Genomic DNA, 25,191 nt, shown 5'->3' on the forward strand with positions numbered 1-25,191 from the left:
CGCATAGGCCAATTGGCTGCCCCCGGCGCGATTACGGACCATGAGGCACGGGCACAGGTCGGGTATGGGCTGGACGCACGACTACGGTCACGCAGCACGCAATCGCCGCTCGGCCACCGCGCTGAGCACCCAGGAAAGGGGCGGTCCGCAGGACCAGAGCCACGGCCACGGCCCGCCTTCCCGCACGATCGGAATCCCCCGTATTCTCCGCCGCCGGGCCCGCTGGGTCTCGGCGCGGTTGCGTCATCCCCGCGACTGACGCGACGTACTCGACGGACACGACTGGCACCTCTGTCACACCGGCACACACCTGACGCTGCCGGAGCCACTGGAGCTACCGCACCCCGGACGTGAGATAGGCGAGTCCGGGGTGCGCGCTCCGGTAACCGTCGAGCAGCCTTCGCGCCACCGTGACCGAGTCGACGAGCGGATGCAGGGCGAACGCCTTCACCGCCGCCCGCGCCGATCCGCTCTCCCCCGCCTGGAGTACGCACCGCTCCACCGCCTTGACCGCGGCCACCAGGCCCGCCTCGTGGCCGGTCAGCGGTGATACGGCGAGGGGGTGGGCACCTGCCGCGTCGACCCGGCAGGGGACTTCGACGACGGCCGCGTCGTCGAGCAGCGGCAGCGTGCCCCGGTTGCGGACGTTGAGGATGAGCGTGGCGCGTTCGTCACGGGCGATGGCCCGCATCAGCGCGAGCGCGACGTACTCGTACCCGCCGGACTCCAGGTCGTCGGCGGCGCGCTCGCCCGCGCCCGCCGCCTCCCGGTTCTCCGCCATGTACGTGGCTTCACGCTCGGCCCGGGTACGGTCCCACGCGGCCAGGGCGCCCGACGCCGACGCGCGGTCCGCCATGTCGTCGTAGAAGCGCGCCTGCTGGTCGCGCAGGAACGCGCCGCGGGTCTGCTTCGCCTCGCGGTAGGCGGTGACCGTCTCGCGGTTGAAGTAGTAGTAGTGCAGGTACTCGTTGGGGACGGAGCCGAGCGAGCGCAGCCACTCGGCTCCGAAGAGCCTGCCCTCCTCGAAGGAGGTCAGGGCGCGCTCGTCGTCGAACAGGGCCGGGAGCAGGTTCCGGCCGGGCTCGTCGTCGGCGTACACCCCGCGCAGCCAGCCGAGGTGGTTGAGGCCGGTGTAGTCGAGCCGTGTCCGCGCCGGGTCGGTGACGCCGAGCGCGCGGGCGACGCGGCGCCCGAGGCCCACGGGCGAGTCGCAGATGCCGATGACGCGCTCGCCGAGGTGACGGGACATGGCCTCGGTGACGAGGCCGGCGGGGTTGGTGAAGTTGATGACCCACGCGTCGGGGGCGAGCCGCGCCACGCGCCGCGCGATGTCGACGGCCACCGGAACCGTACGCAGTCCGTAGGCGATGCCGCCCGCGCCGACCGTCTCCTGGCCCAGGACGCCCTCGGCGAGGGCGACGCGCTCGTCGGCGGCCCTGCCCTCCAGGCCGCCGACCCGGATGGCGGAGAAGACGAAGTCGGCGCCGCGCAGGGCCTCGTCGAGGTCGGTGGTGACGGACACGGCCGGCGCGTCCGGGACGCCGGCGGCCTGGTCGGCGAGGACATGGGCGACGGCGGCCAGGCGGGCGCGGTCCAGGTCGTGGAGGGTGACGTGGGTGACGCGGCCTCCGGCGCGGTCGCGCAGGAGCGCTCCGTACACGAGGGGGACGCGGAAACCGCCGCCACCGAGGATCGTCAGACGCATGTGAGGGTGAACCGGCCTCTCGGAATCGTCAGCGTGTCGGAACCGTCAGAGCGCGCATCCCCGACTGTCGACCTGCTGGTTGGCGGCGCTGCCGAGGCGGATGTCCTCGCGGACCTCGTCGGCGGTCAGGGCGTACCCCGTGTCGGCGTCGTCGAGGGACTTGGCGAAGACGACGCCGTAGACCTTGCCGTCGGGCGTCAGCAGCGGGCCGCCCGAGTTGCCCTGGCGGACGGTCGCGAAGAGCGAGTAGACGTCGCGCCGGACCGTGCCGTGGTGGTAGATGTCCGGGCCGTCGGCGTTGATCCGGCCGCGAACGCGGGCGGAGCGGACGTCGTAGGCTCCGTTCTCCGGGAAGCCGGCGACGATCGCGCTGTCGCCGCTGCGCGCGTCGTCGTCGGGGCCCGTGAACTCCAGCGCCGGGGCATCGAGGTTCGGGACGTCCAGTACGGCGATGTCGCGCTCCCAGTCGTAGAGCACCACCGTGGCGTCGTACCGGCGGCCCTCTCCGCCTATCTGCACGGTCGGCTCCTCGACGCCTCCCACGACGTGGGCGTTGGTCATGACGCGGCGTTCGTCGAAGACGAAGCCGGTGCCTTCGAGGACCTTGCCGCAGCTCGGGGCCGTACCGACGACCTTGACGATGGACTTCTTCGCGCGGGCGGCGACGGGGCTTCCCGCGAGCGCCGGGTCCGGGGCCTCGACCTCGGTGATGGGCTCGTTGGAGAAGGGGCTGAAGACCTGGGGGAAGCCGTTCTGCGCGAGGACGGACCTGAAGTCCGTGAACCACATGTTCGCCTGATCGGGCATCACGCGCGAGACGCCGAGGAGCACCTTGGAGTTACGGACCTCCTTGCCCAGCGTGGGCAGCGAGGTCTGCGCGAGCATGGAGCCGATCAGCCAGGCGACCAGGAGCATCGCGACGACGTTGACCAGCGCGCCGCCCGAGGCGTCCAGGACGCGCGCGGGCGACCAGGTGATGTATCTGCGGAGCTTGTTGCCGAGGTGGGTGGTGAGGGCCTGGCCCACCGAGGCGAAGACGATCACGACGACGACCGCGACGACGGCGGCCGTCGAGCCGACTTCCGATCCGTCGGTCAGCCGGTCCCACGCGAGGGGCAGCAGGTAGACCGCGACGAGGCCACCGCCGAGGAAGCCGATCACCGACAGAATGCCGACGACGAATCCCTGTCGGTACCCGACGATCGCGAACCACACCGCCGCGACCAGCAACAAGATGTCCAGGACGTTCACATGGCCACCCTGTCACGCGTGCCAGTCGAGCGGGACCTGCCGGGAACGGTCCCAGGGCCGCTCCCAGCCCGCGTAGTGAAGGATCTTGTCGATCACACCCGCGGTGAAACCCCAGACCAGCGCCGGTCCGACCAGGAACGCCGGGCCGCTGTGACCACGCGGGTGCACGCTCGTCACGCGGTTGGCCGGGTCCGTGAGATCCGCCACGGAGACCGTGAACACGCTCGCGGTCTCGGCGGGATCGACGGCGCCGACCGGGCTCGGCTCGCACCACCAGCCGAGGACGGGCGTCACGACGAAGTCGCTGACGGGGATGTAGAGGCGGGGCAGTACGCCGAAGATCTGGACGCCCGAGGGGTCGAGTCCGGTTTCCTCCTCGGCCTCGCGGAGCGCGGCACGCAGCGGACCTGTCGATTCCGGGTCACCGTCGGCGGGGTCGAGGGCGCCGCCGGGAAAGCACAGCTGTCCCGCGTGCGAGCGCAGGCTGCCCGCCCGCTCCATGAGCAGCAGCTCGGGGCCCTTCCCGCCCTCGCCGAAGAGGATCAGTACGGCCGACTGGCGCCCGGCGCCGCTCTCGGGCGGCAGGAAGCGGCTGAGCTGCTCGGGGCGCACGGACCGGGCGGCCTCGGCCACCGGATCGAGCCACGCGGGCAGCCCGGTGCTCGTCACGGCGACCTCGGGCAGGCCGCCCGCCTCCACGGTCCCGGCAGCCCCGGCCGTCCCGCTGTCGTACGTCTCGCTCCTACGCGCCATGGGCACCCCCGTCGTTACAACGCCCGAAGCGGGCCTGTTCGTTCCGCACCATTTCGTACGCCCGTCACTCGGTGGCCCCCAGTGGGGGCGCCGGCTCTCCCGGGAAGCCCGGCGGGGGCTTCAGCCGCTGCCCGGGGTGGCCGCCCATCTCGTACTTGAGGAGCTTCTTCGCCTTCTCCGGGTCCGTCTCGCCCTCGCCGTAGGACGGGCACAGGTGCGCGATGGGGCAGGCGCCGCAGGCCGGCTTGCGGGAGTGGCAGACGCGGCGGCCGTGGAAGATGATCCGGTGCGAGAGCATCGTCCACTCGCTCTTCGGGAAGATCGCGGCGATGTCCGCCTCGACCTTCTCCGGGTCCTCGTGCCCGGTCCACTTCCAGCGGCGCACGAGCCGCCCGAAGTGGGTGTCGACCGTGATTCCCGGGACGCCGAACGCGTTGCCCAGCACGACGTTGGCGGTCTTGCGGCCGACGCCGGGCAGCGTGACCAGGTCCTCGAGGCGGCCGGGGACCTCGCTGCCGAAGTTGTCCCGCAGGGCCGCGGACAGACCGAGCAGGGAGCGGGCCTTGGCGCGGAAGAAACCCGTCGGCCGGATGATCTGCTCCAGCTCCTCGGGGACCGCGGCCGCCATGTCCTCGGGCGTCGGGTACTTGGCGAAGAGGGCCGGGGTGGTCTGGTTGACCCGCAGGTCGGTGGTCTGGGCGGAGAGGACCGTGGCGACCAGCAGCTCGAACGGGTTCTCGAAGTCGAGCTCGGGATGGGCGTACGGGTAGACCTCGGCCAGCTCGCGGTTGGTCCGGCGGGCGCGGCGGACCATGCCCAGGCGCGACTCCGCCCCGGCGGCCTTCACTGGCTTGGCGACTTTGACAGGATTGGGTGTTTTGTCCTCTTTTTTGGCTTTTTTGGGCTGGGCCGGAACGTGTTCGCCCACAGCGGAATCATGGGCTTCAGTCACCTGTCCGGCCCCCTTGGCCTGCACTCTCACCGGCGATTTGGACACCCGGCCAGCCTAAAGCCCAGCACTGACATCCGCCCCGGTCACAGCCAATTGCCCACCCAATGGGCCCCCTGCCGCACGGTCAGGCACGCCGGTACGTCAAACTTGTGATTGATCGCACCGTTTTACCGTCCGGCATCATGGTGACCACGGTTCCTGTGAGCAGGTCGACAAGGAGAGAACTCGTGGACGACGTTCTGCGGCGCGCCCCGCTCTTCGCGGCGCTCGATGACGAGCAGGCCGCGGAGCTCCGCGCCTCGATGAGTGAGGTGACGCTCGCTCGCGGCGACGCCCTCTTTCACGAGGGCGACCCCGGCGACCGCCTGTACGTGGTGACCGAGGGCAAGGTGAAGCTGCACCGCACCTCCCCCGACGGCCGCGAGAACATGCTGGCCGTCCTCGGCCCCGGCGAGCTGATCGGTGAGCTGTCGCTCTTCGACCCGGGCCCGCGCACCGCCACCGCGACCGCCCTGACGGAGGTCAAGCTGCTCGGTCTCGGCCACGGCGACCTCCAGCCCTGGCTGAACGCCCGCCCGGAGGTGGCCACGGCGCTCCTGCGGGCCGTGGCCCGCCGGCTGCGCAAGACCAACGACCAGATGTCGGACCTGGTCTTCTCCGACGTGCCGGGCCGTGTCGCCCGTGCGCTCCTCGACCTGTCGCGCCGCTTCGGCGTGCAGTCGGAGGAGGGCATCCACGTCGTGCACGACCTGACGCAGGAAGAGCTGGCCCAGCTGGTCGGCGCGTCCCGCGAGACGGTCAACAAGGCCCTCGCCGACTTCGCGGGCCGCGGCTGGCTGCGCCTGGAGGCGCGGGCCGTGATCCTGCTGGACGTGGAGCGCCTGGCGAAGCGCTCGCGCTAGTACGCGCCCGTACGGCTGCCGGAAGGGCCGCCCCCGGTGGGGCGGCCCTTCCGCGTTCCCGGCCCGGCTGTCAGTGGCCGCGGCGTACCGGCCCGCCCGATCACCGGCCCCTTCGGGAGCGAGTGCACCCCGCTCGCCCGTCCCCGTGGCAACGACCGCACGGCGCGTGAGTCCTTCACCTACGGCATACGGCGAGACCGCCATCCCGCGCCCGGCGGACGGGGCGGCCCCCTCCCCGCCCACCGGTTCGAGCGCGAGGAGCTCTGATCAGATCAGGCCGTGGTCCCGCAGGTACTCCAGCTGCGCCCGCACCGAGAGCTCGGCCGCCGGCCACAGTGACCGGTCCACGTCCGCGTACACATGGGCGACGACCTCGGACGCGCTGACGTACCCGTCCTCGACGGCCGTCTCGACCTGCGCGAGCCGGTTCGCGCGGTGGGCCAGGTAGTACTCGACCACGCCCTGCGCGTCTTCCAGGACGGGCCCGTGGCCGGGCAGCACGACCCGCACCCCGTCGTCGACCGCCAGCGACCGCAGCCGCCGCAGCGAGTCGAGGTAGTCGCCGAGCCGCCCGTCCGGGTGCGCCACGACCGTCGTACCGCGCCCGAGGACGGTGTCGCCCGTCAACACGGCCCGGTCGGCGGGCAGGTGGAAGCAGAGCGAGTCGGCGGTGTGCCCCGGTGTCGCCACCACGCGCATCTCCAGCCCCCCGGTGGTGACGACGTCCCCCGCCGCGAGCCCCTCGTCCCCGAGCCGCAGCGCGGGGTCCAGGGCCCGTACGGGCGTACGCGTCAGCTCGGCGAAGCGCGCCGCGCCCTCCGCGTGGTCGGGGTGCCCGTGGGTGAGGAGGGTCAGGGCGACCCGCTTGCCCGCCTCCTCCGCGGTGGCGATCACCGCCCTCAGGTGTACGTCGTCGAGCGGCCCCGGGTCGACGACGACCGCCAGGTCGGAACCGGGCTCGGAGACGATCCAGGTGTTGGTGCCGTCGAGGGTCATCGCGGAGGCGTTCGGAGCCAGGACGTTGACGGCGCGTGCGGTGGCGGGCCCGGAGAGCACGCCGCCGCGTGGCTGCCCGGGAAGCGCTGCCGCGTCGGTCATGCGGTGCCTCCCGTGTTCTCGTTGCGCCCGGCACTCTCCATGGTCCCGGTGTTCCCGACGCGCTTCGTGAACTCCTCGTGGCCCGGCCAGCTCAGCACCAGCTCGTCACCCTCCAGGCGTGCCCGCGCGAGCACCGGCGTCAGGTCCTGGTCCGCCGCGCCCGCGAGGGCCTCGGCGGCCGTGGCGTACGGCTGGAGCGTACGCAGCGTCGAGATCGTCGGCGGCATCATCAGCAGCTCGCCCCTGTCGTAGCGCTCGGTGGCCTCCACCGGGCCGATCCACACCGTGCGGTCCGCCTCCGTCGAGGCGTTGCGGGTCCGCTGACCGGCCGGCAGCGCGGCCACGAAGAACCACGTGTCGTACCGCTTCGGCTCGAACTCGGGGGTGATCCAGCGCGCCCACGCGCCCAGCAGGTCGGAGCGCAGCACCAGCGACCGCCGCCGGAGGAAGTCCGCGAAGGACAGTTCCCGGGCGACCAGCGCCCGGCGGTCCGCCTCCCAGTCGTCGCCCGTGGTGTCGCCGACCACGGTGCCGGCCGTCGGGCCCGCGAGCAGCACGCCGGCCTCCTCGTACGTCTCGCGCACCGCCGCGCACACGATGGCCTGCGCCGACGCCGGGTCCACGCCCAGCCGCACGGCCCAGTCGTCCAGCGACGGGCCCGCCCAGCCCACGTGGTGGTCGTCGTCACGCGGGTCCACCCCGCCGCCCGGATACGCGTACGCGCCTCCGGCGAAGGCCATGGAGGCGCGTCTGCGCAGCATGTGCACGACGGGACCGCCCGCCGTGTCCCGCAGCAGCATGACGGTGGCGGCCCGCCGGGGGGACGCGACGGTGAGCTCACCGCCGGCGAGGGCGCGGATCCGGTCCGGCCACTCGGGCGGGTACCACTGACCATTGGACATGGCCGGAGGCTATCCGGTCCCGGTTGGATGTTCGAGAGGACCCGGGCCCTCAGGCGGACCCGGACCCTCGGACAGGCATGGGCCCTCAGGCAGAGGTGAGCTCGACCTGGATCTCGATCTCGACCGGCGCGTCGAGCGGCAGCACCGCCACGCCCACCGCGCTGCGCGCGTGCACGCCCTTGTCGCCGAGCACCGAGCCCAGCAGCTCGCTCGCGCCGTTGATCACGGCCGGCTGGCCGGTGAAGTCCGCGGCGGAGGCGACGAAGCCGACGACCTTCACGACACGCGCGATGCGGTCCAGGTCGCCGGTGACCGACTTGACGGCGGCCAGGGCGTTCAGCGCGCACGTACGCGCCAGGTTCTTGGCCTCCTCCGGGGTGACCTCCGCGCCGACCTTGCCGGTGCACGGAAGCTTGCCCTCCACCATCGGGAGCTGGCCCGAGGTGTAGACGTACACGCCCGACCGCACGGCAGGCTGGTACGCGGCGAGCGGCGGAACGACCTCCGGAAGCGTCAGGCCGAGCTCCGCGAGCTTCGCCTCCACCACACCGGACACGGCTGTCATGCCTGCTTCTCCCGCTTCAGGTAGGCCACCAGCTGCTCGGGGTTGTTCGGCCCGGGCACGACCTGGACGAGCTCCCAGCCGTCCTCGCCCCAGGTGTCCAGAATCTGCTTGGTCGCGTGCACGAGAAGGGGCACGGTCGAGTATTCCCACTTGGTCATACGGCGACTGTAGTGCCTGCCACAGGCAGCCTCCTGCGTAGGCCGGGCCCCGACTGGTTAGGCTCCAGGACGTGAGCAGGCTCCAGGTCGTCAGCGGCAAGGGCGGTACCGGAAAGACCACGGTGGCCGCGGCACTCGCGCTCGCCCTCGCGACGGAGGGCAAACGCGCCCTCCTCGTGGAGGTCGAGGGCAGGCAGGGGATCGCGCAGCTCTTCGAGACGGAAGCGCTTCCGTACGAAGAGCGCAAGATCGCTGTCGCACCGGGCGGCGGGGAGGTGTACGCCCTCGCGATAGACGCCGAACGCGCGCTCCTCGACTACCTCCAGATGTTCTACAAACTCGGAGGAGCCGGCCGGGCGCTCAAGAAGCTCGGCGCGATCGACTTCGCGACCACCATCGCACCGGGCCTCAGGGACGTGCTGCTGACCGGCAAGGCCTGCGAGGCCGTCCGCCGCCGGGACAAGCAGAACCGTTACGCGTACGACTACGTCGTGATGGACGCGCCGCCCACCGGCCGCATCACGCGCTTCCTCAACGTCAACGACGAGGTGGCGGGACTGGCCAGGTTCGGCCCGATACACAACCAGGCCCAGGCCGTCATGCGCGTCCTCAAGTCACCGGAGACCGCGGTCCACTTGGTGACGCTGCTGGAGGAGATGCCGGTCCAGGAGACCGCCGACGGCATCGCCGAGCTGCGCGCCGCCGAGCTGCCCGTCGGCAACGTCATCGTGAACATGGTCCGGCCCCACCACCTCGACGAGGACGCGCTGCGCACCGCGGCCGGTGAGCGGCGCGCGGACGTCGCCAGGGCGCTCTCGCGGGCCGGACTGGGCGGCGCGCGCCGCGGCGGTCTCGCCGAGCGCCTCATCGACCCGCTCCTCGAACAGGCCGCGGAGCACGCACAACGCGTCGAGCTGGAGCGCGAGCAGCGCGCCGTACTGGCCCGGCTGGGTCTGACGGCGTACGAACTGCCGCTGCTCGGCGAGGGCATGGACCTCGCCGGGCTCTACCGGCTGGGGAAGGAACTGCGGAACCGTATCGCCCCTGGGGGAACTGCATGACCGCGAACGCGACGGACACGGCGGACGCGATGGACGCGGCACCCGTGCTGGACATCGACCCGCTGCTCGACGACCCGGCCACCCGCATCATCGTGTGCTGCGGGTCGGGCGGCGTCGGCAAGACGACGACCGCGGCGGCCCTGGGGGTACGGGCGGCCGAGCGCGGCCGGAAGGTCGTCGTCCTCACCATCGACCCGGCCCGCAGGCTCGCCCAGTCCATGGGCATCGACGCGCTGGACAACACCCCGCGCCGGGTGAAGGGCATAGACGAGTCGGCCGGCGGCGAGCTCTCCGCGATGATGCTCGACATGAAGCGGACCTTCGACGAGATCGTCGAGGCGCACGCGGACGCCGAGCGGGCCCGCGCGATCCTGGAGAACCCCTTCTACCAGTCCCTGTCGGCCGGTTTCGCGGGCACGCAGGAGTACATGGCGATGGAGAAGCTGGGCCAGCTGCGGGCGCGCGACGAGTGGGACCTGATCCTCGTCGACACCCCGCCGAGCCGGTCCGCCCTCGACTTCCTCGACGCGCCGAAGCGGCTCGGATCGTTCCTGGACGGCAAGTTCATCCGGGTGCTGATGGCGCCCGCGAAGGTGGGCGGCCGGGCCGGGATGAAGTTCCTCAACGTCGGCATGTCGATGATGACGGGCACCCTCAGCAAGCTGATGGGCGGCCAGCTGCTGGGCGACGTGCAGACGTTCGTGGCCGCCATGGACACCATGTTCGGCGGCTTCCGCACGCGTGCGGACGCGACGTACCGGCTGCTCCAGGCGCCCGGCACGGCGTTCCTGGTGGTCGCCGCACCGGAGCGGGACGCCCTGCGCGAGGCCGCGTACTTCGTCGAGCGGCTGGCGGCGGAGGAGATGCCGTTCGCCGGACTCGTACTCAACCGGGTTCACGGCAGCGGCGCTTCCCAGCTCTCGGCCGAGCGGGCGCTTGCCGCCGCGGAAAATCTTGACGAGGGCCGCATTGTGGATCAGGAGGCCGGGAAGGCTGGTGTTCGTGACTCCTCGGCCACCTCTCCCGACGCGGAAGTCGATGACGAGACCCCTCCCGGAACCGCACCGGACCCCACTCAGGACCACGGCCCCGGCGACACCCACAGCAGTGACACCCACCGCACCGTGGAGCAGTTGACGGCGGGTCTGCTGCGCCTGCATGCCGAGCGCATGCACGTCCTCGCGCGCGAACAACGCACACGTGACCGCTTCACCGCACTCCACCCCGAGGTGGCGGTGGTCGAAGTGGCCGCCCTCCCGGGCGACGTGCATGACCTGGTGGGACTCCGGGCCATCGCTGACCGGCTCGCCGCCGGTGAGGCCGCCGAGCCCGATGGGGCCGCCCGGTCGGACTAACCCACAGCCGCGTACTCGATGTACGCCCCGGTCTCGTCGTCCTCGACCAGGATGCCCGTGCTGCGCTCGTACTCGGTACGAGCGGTCTCAAGGAGCCGGCGCCAGGAAGTGACGGTGGGGCGCCGGCGCAGAAGTGCGCGCCGCTCCCGTTCCGTCATGCCGCCCCACACGCCGAACTCGACGCGGTTGTCCAACGCGTCGGCCAGGCACTCGGTCCGCACCGGACATCCGGTGCACACCGCCTTGGCCCTGTTCTGCGCTGCTCCTTGTACGAACAGTTCATCCGGATCGGTAGTGCGGCAGGCTGCCTGCGCACTCCAGTCGGTTACCCAGCCCATACCGGCGCCGTCCTCTCCCGAATCGAGGCTCCCCCACGGCGACAGCGGCATATTCACCGCTGCCAGTTGAGGACGTTACGGAAGGTGGACACAGCGCAACACCCCCTTCGGGCCCAATCTTGAATGGCCCGAACGGACTATGCGTAAGCGACAGATCACCCGACGGAGTGATGCGAGGGCATACGTAACCAACCCGGCAAAGCGGGGAAGTTCGGTCGTGTCACAACGGAAACCACGTGACGCACGAGGCGGAATCGGACATGTGTGTGCCCCATTCCGGAGCTGACGGAATTTGACACCGGCGATGTCAGGGGGCTTGATGCGAAACCGCACTGCTGTGACAGTTGGCAGCAGCTTAGGCCAAGGCCTATACGCGTGTCCGGCGAATGAGAACGTAGGCTGCCCCCATGCCAAAAAAGCGCTCGGGCGGGGGTCTCACCAAGGCCCAGCAGGCCGCCAAATTCATCGGTGTCGCCGCGCTCTCCGGAGCCGTACTGGCGGGCATCGCACTGCCGGCGGCCGGAGCGCTGGGTCTCGCGGCCAAGGGGACGGTCGAGGGATTCGACGAGATTCCCGCGAACCTCAAGACGCCGCCGCTGAGCCAGCGCACCACCATCCTCGACGCGCAGGGCGGACCCATCGCCACGGTCTACTCGCGTGACCGCACCGTCGTGGACCTGAAGGACATCTCCCCGTACATGCAGAAGGCGATCATCGCGATCGAGGACGCGCGCTTCTACGAGCACGGGGCGATCGACCTCAAGGGTGTGCTGCGCGCGGCCAACCGCAACGCCCAGACGGGCGGCGTCTCGGAGGGCGCGTCGACCCTCACCCAGCAGTACGTCAAGAACGTCTTCGTCGAGGAGGCCGGTGACGACCGCACCAAGGTCGCCCAGGCCACCCAGCAGACGATCGGCCGCAAGGTCCGCGAACTCAAGTACGCGATCCAGGTCGAGGAAGAGCTGGGCAAGAACAAGATCCTCGAGAACTACCTCAACATCACCTTCTTCGGGCAGCAGGCGTACGGCGTCGAGTCCGCGTCCAAGCGCTACTTCAGCAAGTCCGCCAAGGACCTCGAGCTGGAGGAGGCCGCGCTGCTGGCCGGCATCGTGCAGTCGCCGACCCGCTACGACCCGGTCAACGACTCCGAAGAGGCGACCAAGCGGCGCAACACCGTGCTCCAGCGCATGGCCGACGTCCACGCCGTCCCGCAGGCCGAGGCCGACCGGGCGATGGCCACCCCGCTCGAGCTGAACGTCAGCAGGCCCAAGAACGGCTGCATCACCGCCGTCAGCGGCGCGGGCTTCTTCTGCGACTACGTGCGCGAGGTCTTCCTGTCCGACCCGGTCTTCGGGAAGACCAAGGAGGAGCGGATCAAGGTCTGGAACAAGGGCGGCCTGAAGATCCGCACGACGCTGGACCCGAAGGCGCAGGGGTCGGTGCAGGCGTCGATCAAGAACCACGTCTACCAGTCCGACAAGGTCGCGACGGCCGTCACGCTGGTCGAGCCCGGCAGCGGCAAGGTCCTCGGCATGGGCCAGTCCCGGCCGTACGGCTTCGGGAACAACGAGACGACGATCAACTTCTCCGCCGACAAGAAGATGGGCGGATCGGCCTACGGCTTCCCGACCGGCTCGACCTTCAAGCCGTTCGTGGCGGCCGCGGCCCTGGAGCAGGGCATCCCGGCGACGAAGACCTACTCGTCACCGTTCGAGATGGACTACCCGACGGTGCAGACCTGCGGCAGCAGCCCCTGGGTCAACGTCGGCGGCGAGCGGGTGCCGAACGAGTCCGAGTCCGAGGTGGGCCCGTACCCGTTGCAGGAGGCGATGGCCCTCTCGGTCAACACCTACTTCATCCAGATGATCGAGGACATCGGCATCTGCCCGGTGACGAAGATGGCCGGCAAGCTCGGCGTCGTCACGGCCGACGGACAGAAGCTGAAGGAAGTGCCCGCGATCTCGCTGGGCACGGAGGGCATGTCCCCGCTGACGATGGCGAACGCGTACGCGACCTTCGCCAACCGCGGCACGTACTGCACGCCGGTCTTCATCGAGGCGGTCACGACCGCGCAGGGCAAGAGCCTGCCGGTGCCCAAGTCGTCCTGCTCGCGGGCGATGTCCGAGAGGACCGCCGACACCATCAACACCCTGCTCATGGGTGTGGTCGACTCCGGTACCGGCCAGGAGGCCGGGCTCACCAGCCGCGACAACGCCGGCAAGACGGGTACGACGGACAGCCGCCACAACGCCTGGTTCGTCGGCTACACGCCGAACCTGTCCGGCGCGGTCTGGGTCGGCGCGGCCGGCGCCGAGCAGGTCTCGATGGAGAACATCACCATCGGCGGCGTCTACCACTCCAAGGTCTACGGCGGCCAGGTCCCGGGGCCGATCTGGAAGGACGCGATGAGCGGCGCGCTGGACGGCGAACCGGCGCCCGATTTCAACACCGTCCACATCCCGAAGCCGGGCAAGGACAAGGGCAGGGACAAGGACGACCGGGACGAGGGCGACGACAACAAGCCCGGTGACAGCAGGCCCGGCGACAGCGACCGGGGCAACGGCGGTGGCCGGGGCAATGGTGGCGGCCGGGGCGGGAACGGGCCGTAGGCAGCGGCGGCACACACAGCGGAAGGGGCGCCCGGTGAAGACCACCGGGCGCCCCTTCCGCCGTACCGCGCCTGCGTGCACCCCTACGCCTGTGTACGGGTGCGTACGGGTGTACGACGTGCTCAGCCCGCCAGGAGCTTCTTCACCGCGGCCGCGACCCGGCCGCCCTCGGCGCGGCCCGCCACCTTCGGGTTCACGATCTTCATGACCGCGCCCATCGCGCGCGGCCCCTCGGCGCCCGCGGCCTTCGCCTCTTCGACCGCCTGCCCGACGACGGCTTCCAGCTCGCCGTCGCTCAGCTGCTGCGGCAGGTACGCGTCGAGGATCCTGCCCTCCGCCAGCTCACGCTCGGCCGACTCGGTCCGGCCGCCCTGGGTGAAGGCCTCGGCCGCCTCGCGGCGCTTCTTCGCCTCCTTGGCGATCACCTTCTGCACCTCGTCGTCGGAGAGCTCGCGCGCCGTCTTGCCGCCGACCTCTTCCTTGGTGATCGCGGTGAGGGTCAGCCGGAGCGTGGACGAGGTCAGCTCGTCGCGCGCCCTGATGGCGGCGGTGAGGTCTTCCTGGAGCTTGGACTTGAGCGTGGTCATGGGCCAAGTGTGGCAGGTGCGCACCGGCTGACGCCCACCGATTTCGTGCGCCCGGGCCGTCTGCGACGATGGGCACATGCGCGCACGTTACGGGGTACCCCTGAAAGTCACCGCAGGAATCACGGCTGTTGGCGCGGCCGGCCTCGCCTACGCCGCCGGATTCGAGGCCCGCTCGTTCCGGCTCCGCCGGGTGACCGTGCCCGTACTCCCGCCGGGGGCCCGGCCCCTGCGCGTACTCCAGGTCTCAGACATCCACATGGTGAGCGGGCAGCGCAAGAAGCAGCGCTGGCTCCAGTCGCTGGCCGGCCTGCGTCCCGACTTCGTCGTCAACACGGGCGACAACCTCTCCGACCCGGAGGGCGTGCCGGAGGTGCTGGACGCGCTCGGCCCGCTGATGGAGTTCCCGGGGGTCTACGTCTTCGGCTCCAACGACTACTACGGCCCCAAGCTCCGCAACCCCGCGCGCTACCTCATCGAGAAGGCCCAGGGCAAGCACGGCCTGAACGGCAACGCACCGGCCGTCGGCGTCGTGCACAACCCGTGGGAGCGGCTGCGCGACGGCTTCGACGCGGCGGGCTGGGTGAACCTCACCAACACCCGGGGCCGGCTCAAGCTCGGCGGGCTCGACGGCATGGAGATCGCCTTCACCGGCGTCGACGACCCGCACATCAAGCGGGACAGGTACACCGAGGTCGCCGGCGGCCCGGACCGCTCGGCCGACCTCTCCATCGGCGTGGTCCACGCCCCGTACCTGCGCTCGCTCGACTCCTTCACCGGCGACGGCTACCCGCTGATCCTGGCCGGTCACACGCACGGCGGCCAGCTCTGCATCCCCTTCTACGGGGCCCTGGTCACCAACTGCGACATCGACACGGACCGGGCGAAGGGCCTCTCGACGCACTCCGCCGAGGGCCGGCGCGCCTACCTCCACGTCTCGGCGGGCTGCGGCACCAACCGCTACACCCCGGTCCGCTTCGCGTGTCCGCCGGAGGCGACCCTGCTGACGCTCGTGGCGCGCCCCTGAGGGAGCGGGCCCACCGCGGGGCGGCGACGGACGACACCACCCGCGTGGTCACCGGCCCTGCGGCCCGGCCCGCGAGGCCGCAAAACCGGATTTCGCCTCCGGGCGTGCGTCCGCTAAAGTAATCGATGTCGCCGCAACGCGCGCGACAATCGGGGTGTAGCGCAGCTTGGCAGCGCGCTTCGTTCGGGACGAAGAGGTCGTGGGTTCAAATCCCGCCACCCCGACAGCTGAAACACCAGGTCAGGCCCGGTTTCCTCCTCAGGGAACCGGGCCTGACGCGTTCCCTGGGCTTGCCTCGGGAGTGAGCGGGGAGCGGATCATGAAAATCCCCCCGGGGAGTGGACCTGAAATGCGCCCGCCAGGCGCCGCCCGCTGGCGCCCCTTCAGCGGCTCCCTCTTGCACGCCTGGCGCGGCATCGAACTGTGCGTGATCGACATCCGACACGGCCAACGATGTGAACGGCGGCGTGCGATCGCTCCCGCGTCGGACAGCCGCGCACCGGCCTGCACGCCCTGTCGCGTCGTTCGGCACCGGTCCCTCCCCTCGTGGGGACCGGTACCGAACGACGCGACAGGGAGTCGATCCGCGCTGGCACGGCGCGGATCGAGGAATGGCCGGACCCGTGGTCGACGCGTCGGCGGTCCGGATGGGACCGGCTCCACGGATCTTCAGGCTGACGCGACGAGATCGTCGCCACCGTCTCGCAACTCCGGCGGAAACTGACCGAGGACATGCGCGTCATGAGCCGGCGCTCCGAGCACTGAGCTGGTGGCCTGTCCGGACGACGCGTGGCTGCTTCGCTGCTTCGTGATCCTGTCAGCTGTGGCTCCCGCCGAGGAGGTCCCGGCATAAAGCCAAGGGCTTAACCGCAGGTCAGCCATATAGAGTGAGTTTTCCGGTCCGGATGTCCAGGTGCGGGGAAGTAAGGGGTGGAGGCCTTGAGTTCCGACTCAGAGGCACGCACAGCCTTCGCGGAACGTCTCGCGCTGCTGTACAAGGAGGCCGGCAACCCTCCCCTCAAGCGCGTGGCTGAGGCGGTCGTCCAGCTTCAGCGGGTCGACGAACGTGGCCGGCCAGTGCGGGTGTCCGCTCAGCGGATCAGCGACTGGCGACGAGCCAAGAACGTGCCTGCCCAGTTCGCCGCCCTCGCAGTAGTGCTGCACATCCTGATCCCCCAAGCACGGCGCTCGCAGCCCACGCCGGTGTCCACGGGACTGTACGACCTGGCCCAGTGGCAGCGGCTGTGGGAGCGCGCGGTGGCCGACCCAGTCGGCGACCGCGCCGCGACATCCTCGGAAAAGGAGGAACGTCCCCCGATCGAAGCCCCGGCTGTCCCCCGTGGTGTGTGCCCATACCGGGGGCTGGCTCCGTACCGTCAGCAAGACGCCCGGTGGTTCTTCGGCCGAGAGCGGAGCACGGATGTCCTCGTTGATCAGCTCCGCGCAGCGGAGAAGACAGGTGGCTTGGTCATGCTCGTGGGCGCCTCAGGGGCGGGAAAGTCCTCCCTGCTGAACGCCGGCTTGGTGCCCGCATTGCAGAACGGCGCATTGGGCGACGGGGACAGCCAGGCGAGGGAGGTACTCCAGCTCGTGCCGGGAGGCGATCCTCTCGCGGAGCTGACCCACCAGATCCCTGAGCTCGCACCTGTGGTCTCTGCCGCGGAGCCTGATATTCCGCAATTCGAGCACACGGTGAGGGATGCCTTCACCGCGTGGTCGCAACGCCGGACGTCCTCCCCCGCCCGTCCCGTTGTCATCGTGGATCAGTTCGAGGAGGCGTTCACCCTCTGCTCCCACGAGGCGGCCAGGCGTACTTTCATCCAGCTCCTCCACGCTGCGTGCACGCACGCCGACTCGGGTGACCCCGCCCCCGCGCTCGTAGTCCTCGGCATACGCGCCGACTTCTACGAGCAATGCCTCGGGTATCCCGAACTGGCCGACGCGCTTCAACACCGGCACATGGTGCTCGGGCCACTGACCACCACGGAGCTGCGCGAAGCGGTGACGGGCCCGGCCAAGGCCGTGGGTATGGAACTCGAACCTGGGCTGGCAGAACTGATCGTCCGGGAAGTGAGCGCTGACGGCCCCCGCGGAGGGCACGGCGCGGGGGCACTGCCGCTCCTCTCCCACGCCCTGCTCGCCACCTGGCAGCGACGAAAGGCGGGGAGGCTGACGCTGGCCGGCTACCGCGCGGCGGGCGGAATCCAGGGAGCGGTGGCGGCGACCGCCGAGCGGGCCTGGTCGAGCCTCGACCCTGCAGCACGCACGGCCGCGAGACTGCTCCTCCTCAGGCTGGTCAGGCTGGGCGAAGACACCCAGGCCACCCGTAGGCGGGGGACGCGGCGCCAATTGGCGGAAGAGTCCACAGACCCGAACAAGACCAAGGAATCACTCGAAGCACTGGTTCACGCCCGATTGGTGACGCTCGACGCGGAGACCGTGGAAATCACCCATGAAGCTCTGCTTCACGCCTGGCCACGCCTGCGCGACTGGATCGACGAGGACAGGACCGGCAACCTGCTGCGCCAGCGACTGGAGGAGGACGGCAGGGCCTGGGAGGGCGCGAACCGCGACGTGTCACTGCTCTACCGGGGTTCCCGTCTGGAGCAGGCCGACAACTGGGCGAAATCTGCTGGTGACGCCTCTCTGACCCGGAGCGCGGTGGAATTCCTGGCTGCTTCGGTCAGACTGCGCAGGCGCACAGTCTGGATTAGCCGTGGTGCGGTGTCGGCTCTGATCGTCCTGGCGATGCTGGCCGTCGGTTCGGCGGTCGTCGCGTGGCAGCAGCGGGGCGATGCCGTGTTCGAGCAGGTGGTCGCCGAAGCCGATCGCGTCCAGTACACCGACCCGTCGTTGTCCGCTCAGCTCGACCTGGTGGCTCACCGCTTGCGGCCGGACGACGAAGGCACGAGCAATCGGTTGATCTCGATTGTGAACGCGCCGCTGGCCACGCCGCTTTTTGGCCACACCGGTGCCGTCTACCTCACCTCGTTCAGCCCGAACGGGCGGGTCCTGGCCACGGCCAGCTACGACCGGACCGTTCGACTGTGGGACGTGACAGACCCGTCTCGCCCCGAACAGCTGGGCAAGCCCCTCACCGGCCACACGAGTTGGGTGAGTAGCGCGGTCTTCAGCCCGGACGGCCGCACCCTCGCCAGCGCTTCGGACGACGGCACGATCCAGCTGTGGGACGTGCAGGATCCCAGTCACCCACAGCCGCTCGATGCGCCCTCGACCGGCCACGGCAGCACGATCTACCTGCTCACCTTCAGCCCGGACGGGCACACTCTGGCCTCCGCCGGTGAAGATCGCACCGTTCGACTGTGGGACGTGGAGGACCCGCGCCGTCCCAAGGCGCTCGGCGCCTTGACCGGCCACACCGACGCTGTGCGCTCCGTGGCGTTCAGCCCCGACGGACGGACGCTGGCAGCTGGTGGCGACGACGACACGATCAGGCTGTGGGGCATGGCCGATCCCCGTCGTCCGACGCCGATCGACACGGTGCTGACCGGCCACGAGGGCACGGTGCACTCCGTGGCCTTCAGCCCCGATGGCCGCACTCTCGCCAGCGGCAGCGCGGACGACACCATCCGGCTCTGGAACGTGGCCGACCCACGTCATGCCGCCCAACGCGGCGCGCCGCTCACCGGCCACACCGGGCGCGTATGGTCAGTGGCCTTCAGCCCCGACGGAGCCATGCTCGCCGCCGGCAGCGCAGACAGCACCGCAACCTTGTGGAACGTCAGCGATCCGGCATACCCGTCTCAGGTCGGCGAGCCCCTCGCAGGGAGCAGCGGCGAGATGTACGCCTTGGGCTTCAGCCCCGATGGCCGAACCCTCGCCACCGGGAACGGCGACAACAAGGTCCGCCTGTGGTCGATACCGACGTCGGACATGATCGGCCGAATCGGAGCGTTCCGCCCGGACGGGCGAGTGCTCGCCACGGCCGCGCGCGACGGGAGGGTTCGGCTGTGGAACGTGGAGAACCCCAAGCGGCCCGTGTCGCTGGGCAAACCGTTCATGCCTGGGAAGGGTGACGTGCGTTCGCTGGCCGTCTCCCCCGACGGCCACACACTCGCGGTGTTGACGGGAAGCCGCGCAGTACAACTGTGGGATGTCACCGATCCGACCGGGCCTGTCCCCCATGGGCCGCCCGTCGCGCTGCAGACACGGTTCGCCGGCCCCGGCGCGCTGGCGTTCAGCCCGGACGGCCGCACGCTGGCAACCGCCCATGACGACCGCACCATACAGTTGTGGAACGTTAGCGATCCGTCCCGCCTTCTCCCACTTGGCGCTCCGCTCTCCGGTCACAAGGGCTACGTCAACGCCCTCGTGTTCAGCCCGGATAGCCGCACTCTGGCCAGCGGCAGCGCGGACGACACCATCCGGCTGTGGAAGGTGGGCGACCCACGTCGTGCCGCCCAACTCGGCGCGCCGCTCACGGGACACCTCGGCCCCATCAACGCGCTCGCCTACAGTCCGGACGGCCATACATTGGCCAGCGGGAGCGACGACAACACGGTCCGGCTCTGGAACGTCACCGACTCCCGCAGGGCGACCCGGCTGGCCTCTTCCCTCACGGGCCACACCGAAGCGGTCGTATCGCTGACGTTCAGCCCGGACGGCAGCACCCTGGCGAGCGGTGGCAACGACAACACGGTCCGACTCTGGAACGTCGACCTCCCGTCCAAGGCCGCTCCCATCGGTCAATCGATGAGCCCCAACGCCAAGACAGGCAATTTCTTGGCGTTCAGCCCCAGAAGCCACAGGCTCGGAGTGTCGAGCGGGACCGATACGGTCCGGCTGTGGAACCTGGACGTCGACGAGGCCATTCGTCGCATCTGTTCGACCACGGGGGGCGTACTGACTCCGGAGAAATGGGCCGAGTATCTGCCCCGCCTCTCGTACGAGCCTCCCTGTGACCAGTAGCTGACCCGAGGCTCAGCCGACGGCATGTTCCCAGGGCATCATGCGGGATGCTGCAATCCTCTCTGCAGCGGCCCTGGTCCCTGATTCCCCCTGCGGCTTGCGCTGCGTGATCCCGATCACAACGCCTCGTTTCAGCTGAGCATCCGGGTCCCGCCGCACAAACGGCCTTGTTACTGTTGGCTACGGCCCGATCGCTGGTGCATCCCCCGTCGCCAGCGGTCGGGTTCTTCCGTGTCGTGCGGAGTGCATCGGCAACGTGGACAGAGGTGCGCGGAGCACTCAGCACACACCTGACATGACGAAGTTCCGCCGTCGGCTGGGCCCGTGAGCTCATGTGGTACCAGCACCCGATTGTGACGCGCAGGCGTGAGCCGGGGGCGGCGGCCAGTTGTTCATTCGGGACGGGTGGGGAGGCGATTGAACTCGACCGCATCGAAGAGCTGGTCATCGCCCGTCCGCCGACTCCCGAAGAGGCCGAGGAACTGGAGCTCCCGCCGGGGACGGCGGTCGTCGTCCTCCGCGAGACCTCGTACGACACCGACAACCGCGCCGTGGAGATCTCCGATGTGACGCTGCCCGGCGACCGCACGGAGATGCTCTTCACCCCTCCCCTGGAAAGGTGGTGAGTGCTGCCGTGAGCCGGCGCATCATCATCGTCACCGCTGTCCACGCTCCGTCGGCGCGTTTCCTGCCGGACGCGTACAAGTCCATCTGCGAGCAGGAACTCCCCGACGGCTGGGAGTGGCACTGGCTGATCCAGGAGGACGGCAGGACCGACCAGGTCGCCCCGCACGTGCCCGACGACGAGCGCGTGTCCTTCCGCCAGGGCCGGCCGGGCGGTCCCGGTGTCGCACGCATGATGGCGATGGCCCACGCGGACGGCGACTACGTCAAGGTCCTGGACGCCGACGACCAGTTGGCCCCGGGGGTACTGGCTCGCGATCTGGCCGCACTCGAAGCGGACGCGTCGCTTGGTTGGGCCACGTCCCGCGTGCTCGACTTCCTGCCCGACGGCTCGACGGCCGGCTTCCCCGGCGACCCGGAGGCCGGCGCGATCGAGCGCGGCAAGGTCCTGGAGTACTGGAAGGCGAATGGTTTCCGCGCCCAGGTCCACCCAGCGACCCTCTTCGTCCGCAAGGACCTGCTCCTCGCCCTGGGCGGCTGGATGGCTCTTCCCGCCTCCGAGGACACCGGGCTGCTCATGGCTCTGAACGCGACGAGCCGCGGCTGGTTCTCGGCGGAGGTCGGCCTCCTTTACCGCAAGTGGCCCGGACAGGCCACGAGCCAGGCCTCCCACACGGAGGCCGCGGAGCGCGACGCGCGCATGGCAGTCGTCCAGGCCCGGGCGGAGAAGCTGGCGGAGTTCGGTTGGCGCTACCCAACGCAGGGGTGACCGCCGCACGGATGCCCGAGCCTCCGCAGCCGGCCCGCGCCCGTCTGCGGCAGCCTTCTGCTGAGCACCTGAGAAAGAGCGGCCCTGGTTCCCGAGGGACCCGGGCCGCTCTTTCTCAGGGGAGCGTGTCCGCGTCGACCCTGGAGAAGATCAGATCGCTCTCACCCGTCACGGATCCCCTGAGCCGTTCCGGGACACCGACGGCTCCGTGGAGCGCCGCCACATAGCTCTCCGGCGTGTAGTCGTTGACGAGCCGGTACGGGTGGAAACCGTGCTCCCGCATCATCTCCATAAGCTCGTCGGCGGAGTCGCCGACCTGCGACATCCGTTCCGGGGTGACCTCGACTGTGATCTCCGCGTCGGGTCGGAGCCGGGAGAGCACGGGCGCCATTCCCCGGATGACGCTGCCCTCGGCGCCTTCCACATCGATCTTGATCACCCGAGCGCGAGTGATCTCGTCGTCGGTGAGGAGATCCGGGAGCGGTCGCGCCGCAATCTCGAACGTGGACTCCGCCTGCCCGTCGTACGGGACGATGCTGTTCGCGCCCATGTTGGCGGAGCTGGCGAGCACGAACTCCAGGACCTCATCGGTGTCTGAGACGGCACTGTTGATCGCGCGAACGTTGCCGTACTCGTTGAGCGTGACGTTCCGCAGGAGACGCTGGTGGAACACCGGCGAGGCCTCGATGGCGACGACCCGGCCGTCCGCCCCGACGAGCCGCGCGGCGAGGAGGCTGTAGTAGCCGATGTTCGCGCCGACATCGACGTACGTGTCCCCCGGCCGCAGTCGCCGTTGGAGCCAGCCGGTCATGTACGGCTCCCAGACCCCGAACAGGTAGAGGTACCGCTGGATGAGGTCCTGGGTGTCGACCGCGACCCGGGCACCGAACCGCGTGTCGGTGACACGGCGGCGGGGATGCTCCCGCAGGTGTCGGTTGAGGACTCGGCCGGTGAGCGGGGCCTTGCCGACGGAGACCGGCACGTCACGTACGTAGCGGCGCCCGAGGGTCACCAATGCCTCCAACACTGGGGTGCTCATCCGCTTGCCTCTCTGCCGGGCGTCACTCAACCGTAGCCCTCGGCTGGACGACGCCTTCGGCCCCTTCCAGTAACCGGGGGCCGCCGACCTGCTGAGGGGCTGGCAGTGCGGTTGAAGCTGGTGATGTTCAGTTTGACGTCCCTCACGGTCTTGAGTGTTGTGGGGAGCTCGCCCCGCGCCGTTCGGCCGGGCTGCACGGAGGCAGCACACGAGTTGAACGCTGTCGCCCTCCAGGTCGACTGGCAGGCCAGCGGCGAGGCCGGAGGGACCCTGGAGGAGTGGCGGGAGCGGAACCGTGCTGTGTTCCGGGCCATCGACAACTTCCACGAGGGAGCACGCGTCGACCTCGGGGTGGACGGCAGCGTCTCTGGCGAGAAGCACCCGGAGCGGGACCTCTTGCTCCCCTCCGCAAGACGCGAGGGAGACACCAGTAACGTCTGACCGCTCAACCGCTCCCGGGAGTGCCGGGGAGTGACCGGGGAGTGAGCGGGGAGTGAGCGGGGAGTGGATCATGAAAGCCCTTCCCTTCGGGGTCTCACCAGACCAACGGATACCAATGCCCTGACCTGCGGCGAAGCCAGGGAGCACAGGTCAGCGGGTTATCCGTACTCCGTTCGGGACGAAGAGGTCGTGGGTTCAGATCCCGCCACCCCGACAGCTGAGCATCAGGACCGTCTACTCGCAGAGCAGGTGGCCCTGATGTGTTGTGTGCACCTGTTCCGGGGCGGCGCAGAATGGGGGGATGACTGAGAGCACCGGGTCCGCACAGGCCATGTCCATACCCGACTGGGAGAAGCGCTTCAGGGCGCCGCGCGTCTCGCTGCCCGACTGGGCCGAGGACGCGCCGGACCGCGCGTTGTTCGTGTCCAACGCGACGGGGACGTACGAGCTGTACGCCTGGGACCGGGCGACCGGAGTGCAGCGACAGGCCACCGACCGGCCGAACGGGACCACCGACGGGGTGCTGACGCCCGACGGCGAGTGGATCTGGTGGTTCAGCGACACGGACGGGGACGAGTTCGGCGTCTGGATGCGGCAGCCGTTCGCGGGCGGTGCGGACGAGCCGGCGGCGCCGGGGCTGGAACCGTCGTACCCCGGCGGGCTCGCGCTCGGGCGGGACGGGACGGCGGTCGTGGGGCGCTCGACCGACGAGGACGGGTCCACGGTGCATGTCGTACGGCCGGGCGCCGGGCCCGTCGAGATCTACCGGCACCGGGAGTCGGCCGGCGTCGGAGACATGTCGTACGACGGGACGCTGATCGCGATCGAGCACACCGAGCACGGCGACACGATGCACTCCGCGCTGCGGGTGCTGCGGCTGGACGGCAGCGGTGTGGCCGAGTTGGACGACACCCGCGGCGGGGAGGCCGAACTGGGGCTCGAGGTGCTCGGCTTCGCTCCGGTCGACGGGGACACCCGGCTGCTGGTCGGGCATCAGCGGCGCGGGCGCTGGGAGCCGATGGTGTGGGACGTGGCGTCGGGCGAGGAGACCGAGCTGGGGATCGAGCTGCCGGGCGACGTATCGGCCGAGTGGTGTCCGGACGGGTCCGCGCTGCTCGTCGTCCACAGCTTCGAGGCGCGCAGCGAGCTGTGGCGGTACGACTTCGCCACGCGGCAGCTGGTGGAGGTCGAGACGCCGGCCGGTACGGTGTCGGGCGCCACGGCCCGGCCGGACGGGTCGGTGGAGTTCCTGTGGTCCTCGGCGGCCCGGCCGCCGGTGGTGCGGTCGACGTCGGGGCGCGTGGTGCTCGACCCGCCGGGGGCGAAGGCGCCGGCGTCGGTGCCGGTGGAGGACGTGTGGGTGGAGGGGCCCGGCGGGCGGATCCACGCACTCGTACAGAAGCCGGGCACCGGACAGGGACCGTTCCCCACGGTCTTCGAGATCCACGGCGGGCCCGCCTGGCACGACAGCGACGCGTTCGCGGCCGGGCCGGCGGCGTGGGTGGACCACGGCTACGCGGTCGTGCGGGTCAACTACCGCGGTTCCACCGGGTACGGGCGCGCGTGGACGGACGCGCTCAAGCACCGGGTCGGGCTGATCGAGCTGGAGGACATCGCGGCGGTCCGGGAGTGGGCGGTCTCCTCCGGCCTCGCGGACCCGGCGAAGCTGGTACTGGCGGGCGGTTCGTGGGGCGGGTACCTGACGCTGCTCGGTCTCGGTACGCAGCCGGATGCCTGGACGGTGGGGCTGGCGGCGGTGCCGGTCGCCGACTACGTGACGGCCTACCACGACGAGATGGAGGCGCTGAAGGCGCTGGACCGCACGCTGCTGGGCGGCTCGCCGGAGGAGGTCCCGGAGCGCTTCGAGGCGTCCTCGCCGCTGACGTACGTCGACGCGGTGCGGGCCCCGGTCTACATCTCCGCGGGTGTCAACGACCCCCGCTGTCCGATCCGCCAGGTCGAGAACTACGTCGACCGGCTGGCGGCGCGGGGAGCGGTGTGCGAGGTGTACCGGTACGACGCGGGGCACGGGTCGCTGGTGGTGGAGGAGCGGATCAAGCAGGTCCGGCTGGAGCTGGAGTTCGCCGCCCGGCATCTGGGGTAGCGGGAGCGGGGGCCGGGGGCGGAGT

21 protein-coding genes, 1 tRNA gene and 1 pseudogene are annotated in these 25,191 nt (G+C 70.4%); 12 read left to right on the plus strand and 11 right to left on the minus strand.

Translation table 11 applies throughout. From position 1 onward, the window contains the following. Positions 1-64 precede the first annotated feature (64 nt). Entirely contained in the window at positions 65-259 is a 195-nt protein-coding gene (locus ABD374_RS00885; protein ID WP_344488985.1) for a hypothetical protein, read from the plus strand. 75 nt (positions 260-334) lie between these two features. Here the strand turns inward: ABD374_RS00885 and ABD374_RS00890 are convergent, their stop codons facing one another. The 4 genes from ABD374_RS00890 to nth all read right to left on the minus strand — a co-directional run bounded on the left by ABD374_RS00890 (position 335) and on the right by nth (position 4,637). After that, positions 335-1,705, minus strand: coding sequence for a 6-phospho-beta-glucosidase (locus ABD374_RS00890; RefSeq protein WP_344488988.1), 1,371 nt, complete (start codon positions 1,703-1,705; stop codon positions 335-337). A gap of 45 nt (positions 1,706-1,750) precedes the next feature. Then, complete coding sequence (locus ABD374_RS00895) at positions 1,751-2,956, minus strand: MarP family serine protease (RefSeq protein ID WP_344488991.1); 1,206 nt, start codon at positions 2,954-2,956, stop codon at positions 1,751-1,753. Between the two features lie 12 nt (positions 2,957-2,968). Continuing rightward, complete coding sequence (locus ABD374_RS00900) at positions 2,969-3,709, minus strand: NUDIX hydrolase (protein ID WP_344488994.1); 741 nt, start codon at positions 3,707-3,709, stop codon at positions 2,969-2,971. Positions 3,710-3,773: 64 nt separating this feature from the next. Continuing rightward, a complete protein-coding gene (gene nth / locus ABD374_RS00905) occupies positions 3,774-4,637 on the minus strand; it encodes an endonuclease III (RefSeq protein WP_425577089.1) in 864 nt (287 codons plus the stop codon). A gap of 251 nt (positions 4,638-4,888) precedes the next feature. On the opposite strand from nth, the gene ABD374_RS00910 reads away from it, so the two are divergent. After that, a complete protein-coding gene (locus ABD374_RS00910; RefSeq protein ID WP_014046869.1) occupies positions 4,889-5,563 on the plus strand; it encodes a Crp/Fnr family transcriptional regulator in 675 nt (224 codons plus the stop codon). Positions 5,564-5,830: 267 nt separating this feature from the next. Here the strand turns inward: ABD374_RS00910 and ABD374_RS00915 are convergent, their stop codons facing one another. The 4 genes from ABD374_RS00915 to sp36 all read right to left on the minus strand — a co-directional run bounded on the left by ABD374_RS00915 (position 5,831) and on the right by sp36 (position 8,286). After that, positions 5,831-6,661, minus strand: coding sequence for an MBL fold metallo-hydrolase (locus ABD374_RS00915; RefSeq protein ID WP_344489001.1), 831 nt, complete (start codon positions 6,659-6,661; stop codon positions 5,831-5,833). Next, the gene (locus ABD374_RS00920; protein WP_344489004.1) at positions 6,658-7,563 is read right to left on the minus strand and encodes an NUDIX hydrolase; all 906 of its coding nucleotides are present in this window, start codon (positions 7,561-7,563) and stop codon (positions 6,658-6,660) included. Before ABD374_RS00920 ends, ABD374_RS00915 begins: the two co-directional genes overlap by 4 nt. 85 nt (positions 7,564-7,648) lie before the next feature. Further along, a complete protein-coding gene (locus ABD374_RS00925; RefSeq protein ID WP_344489007.1) occupies positions 7,649-8,128 on the minus strand; it encodes a RidA family protein in 480 nt (159 codons plus the stop codon). Next, entirely contained in the window at positions 8,125-8,286 is a 162-nt protein-coding gene (gene sp36 / locus ABD374_RS00930) for a Sp36 family protein (protein ID WP_019355547.1), read from the minus strand. The genes ABD374_RS00925 and sp36 overlap by 4 nt, the downstream gene beginning before the upstream one ends. A gap of 71 nt (positions 8,287-8,357) precedes the next feature. Here sp36 and bagA point away from each other — a divergent pair, with 71 nt between their 5' ends. Then, positions 8,358-9,347, plus strand: coding sequence for an ATPase BagA (bagA, locus tag ABD374_RS00935; protein ID WP_344489010.1), 990 nt, complete (start codon positions 8,358-8,360; stop codon positions 9,345-9,347). After that, positions 9,344-10,702 carry an ATPase BagB gene (gene bagB / locus ABD374_RS00940; RefSeq protein WP_344489013.1) on the plus strand — a complete coding sequence of 453 codons (1,359 nt, stop codon included), beginning with the start codon at positions 9,344-9,346 and terminating at the stop codon, positions 10,700-10,702. Before bagA ends, bagB begins: the two co-directional genes overlap by 4 nt. Here the strand turns inward: bagB and ABD374_RS00945 are convergent. Next, complete coding sequence (locus ABD374_RS00945) at positions 10,699-11,040, minus strand: WhiB family transcriptional regulator (protein ID WP_344489015.1); 342 nt, start codon at positions 11,038-11,040, stop codon at positions 10,699-10,701. The genes bagB and ABD374_RS00945 overlap by 4 nt on opposite strands. Positions 11,041-11,447: 407 nt before the next feature. Between ABD374_RS00945 and ABD374_RS00950 the strand changes: the two genes are divergently transcribed. Continuing rightward, positions 11,448-13,649 carry a transglycosylase domain-containing protein gene (locus tag ABD374_RS00950; protein WP_344489017.1) on the plus strand — a complete coding sequence of 734 codons (2,202 nt, stop codon included), beginning with the start codon at positions 11,448-11,450 and terminating at the stop codon, positions 13,647-13,649. Positions 13,650-13,771: 122 nt separating this feature from the next. On the opposite strand, the gene ABD374_RS00955 is transcribed toward ABD374_RS00950, so the two are convergent. After that, positions 13,772-14,236, minus strand: a complete 465-nt coding sequence (locus ABD374_RS00955; RefSeq protein WP_344489020.1) for a GatB/YqeY domain-containing protein — start codon at positions 14,234-14,236, stop codon at positions 13,772-13,774. Positions 14,237-14,312: 76 nt separating this feature from the next. Between ABD374_RS00955 and ABD374_RS00960 the strand changes: the two genes are divergently transcribed. The 5 genes and pseudogenes from ABD374_RS00960 to ABD374_RS00980 all read left to right on the plus strand — a co-directional run bounded on the left by ABD374_RS00960 (position 14,313) and on the right by ABD374_RS00980 (position 21,582). After that, positions 14,313-15,260, plus strand: a complete 948-nt coding sequence (locus tag ABD374_RS00960; RefSeq protein WP_344489022.1) for a metallophosphoesterase — start codon at positions 14,313-14,315, stop codon at positions 15,258-15,260. A gap of 150 nt (positions 15,261-15,410) precedes the next feature. Further along, positions 15,411-15,484, plus strand: a tRNA-Pro gene (locus ABD374_RS00965). Positions 15,485-16,190: 706 nt separating this feature from the next. Beyond that, entirely contained in the window at positions 16,191-20,189 is a 3,999-nt protein-coding gene (locus tag ABD374_RS00970; protein WP_344489025.1) for an nSTAND1 domain-containing NTPase, read from the plus strand. A gap of 416 nt (positions 20,190-20,605) precedes the next feature. Continuing rightward, a pseudogene (locus tag ABD374_RS00975) lies at positions 20,606-20,815 on the plus strand (UTRA domain-containing protein); the annotation flags it as partial. A gap of 8 nt (positions 20,816-20,823) precedes the next feature. Beyond that, positions 20,824-21,582: a glycosyltransferase family 2 protein gene (locus ABD374_RS00980; protein ID WP_344489028.1), complete on the plus strand. Its 759-nt coding sequence runs from the start codon at positions 20,824-20,826 to the stop codon at positions 21,580-21,582. Between the two features lie 115 nt (positions 21,583-21,697). On the opposite strand, the gene ABD374_RS00985 is transcribed toward ABD374_RS00980, so the two are convergent. Beyond that, positions 21,698-22,621 carry an FkbM family methyltransferase gene (locus tag ABD374_RS00985; protein WP_344489031.1) on the minus strand — a complete coding sequence of 308 codons (924 nt, stop codon included), beginning with the start codon at positions 22,619-22,621 and terminating at the stop codon, positions 21,698-21,700. Between the two features lie 105 nt (positions 22,622-22,726). Between ABD374_RS00985 and ABD374_RS00990 the strand changes: the two genes are divergently transcribed. Both ABD374_RS00990 and ABD374_RS00995 read left to right on the plus strand, forming a co-directional pair. Then, positions 22,727-23,062: a hypothetical protein gene (locus tag ABD374_RS00990; RefSeq protein ID WP_344489034.1), complete on the plus strand. Its 336-nt coding sequence runs from the start codon at positions 22,727-22,729 to the stop codon at positions 23,060-23,062. A 301-nt stretch (positions 23,063-23,363) separates the two neighbouring features. Next, a complete protein-coding gene (locus ABD374_RS00995) occupies positions 23,364-25,166 on the plus strand; it encodes a S9 family peptidase (RefSeq protein WP_344489037.1) in 1,803 nt (600 codons plus the stop codon). Positions 25,167-25,191 lie beyond the last annotated feature (25 nt).

Origin of the sequence: Streptomyces enissocaesilis (assembly GCF_039533765.1) — a bacterium.
Lineage (GTDB): Bacteria > Actinomycetota > Actinomycetes > Streptomycetales > Streptomycetaceae > Streptomyces > Streptomyces enissocaesilis.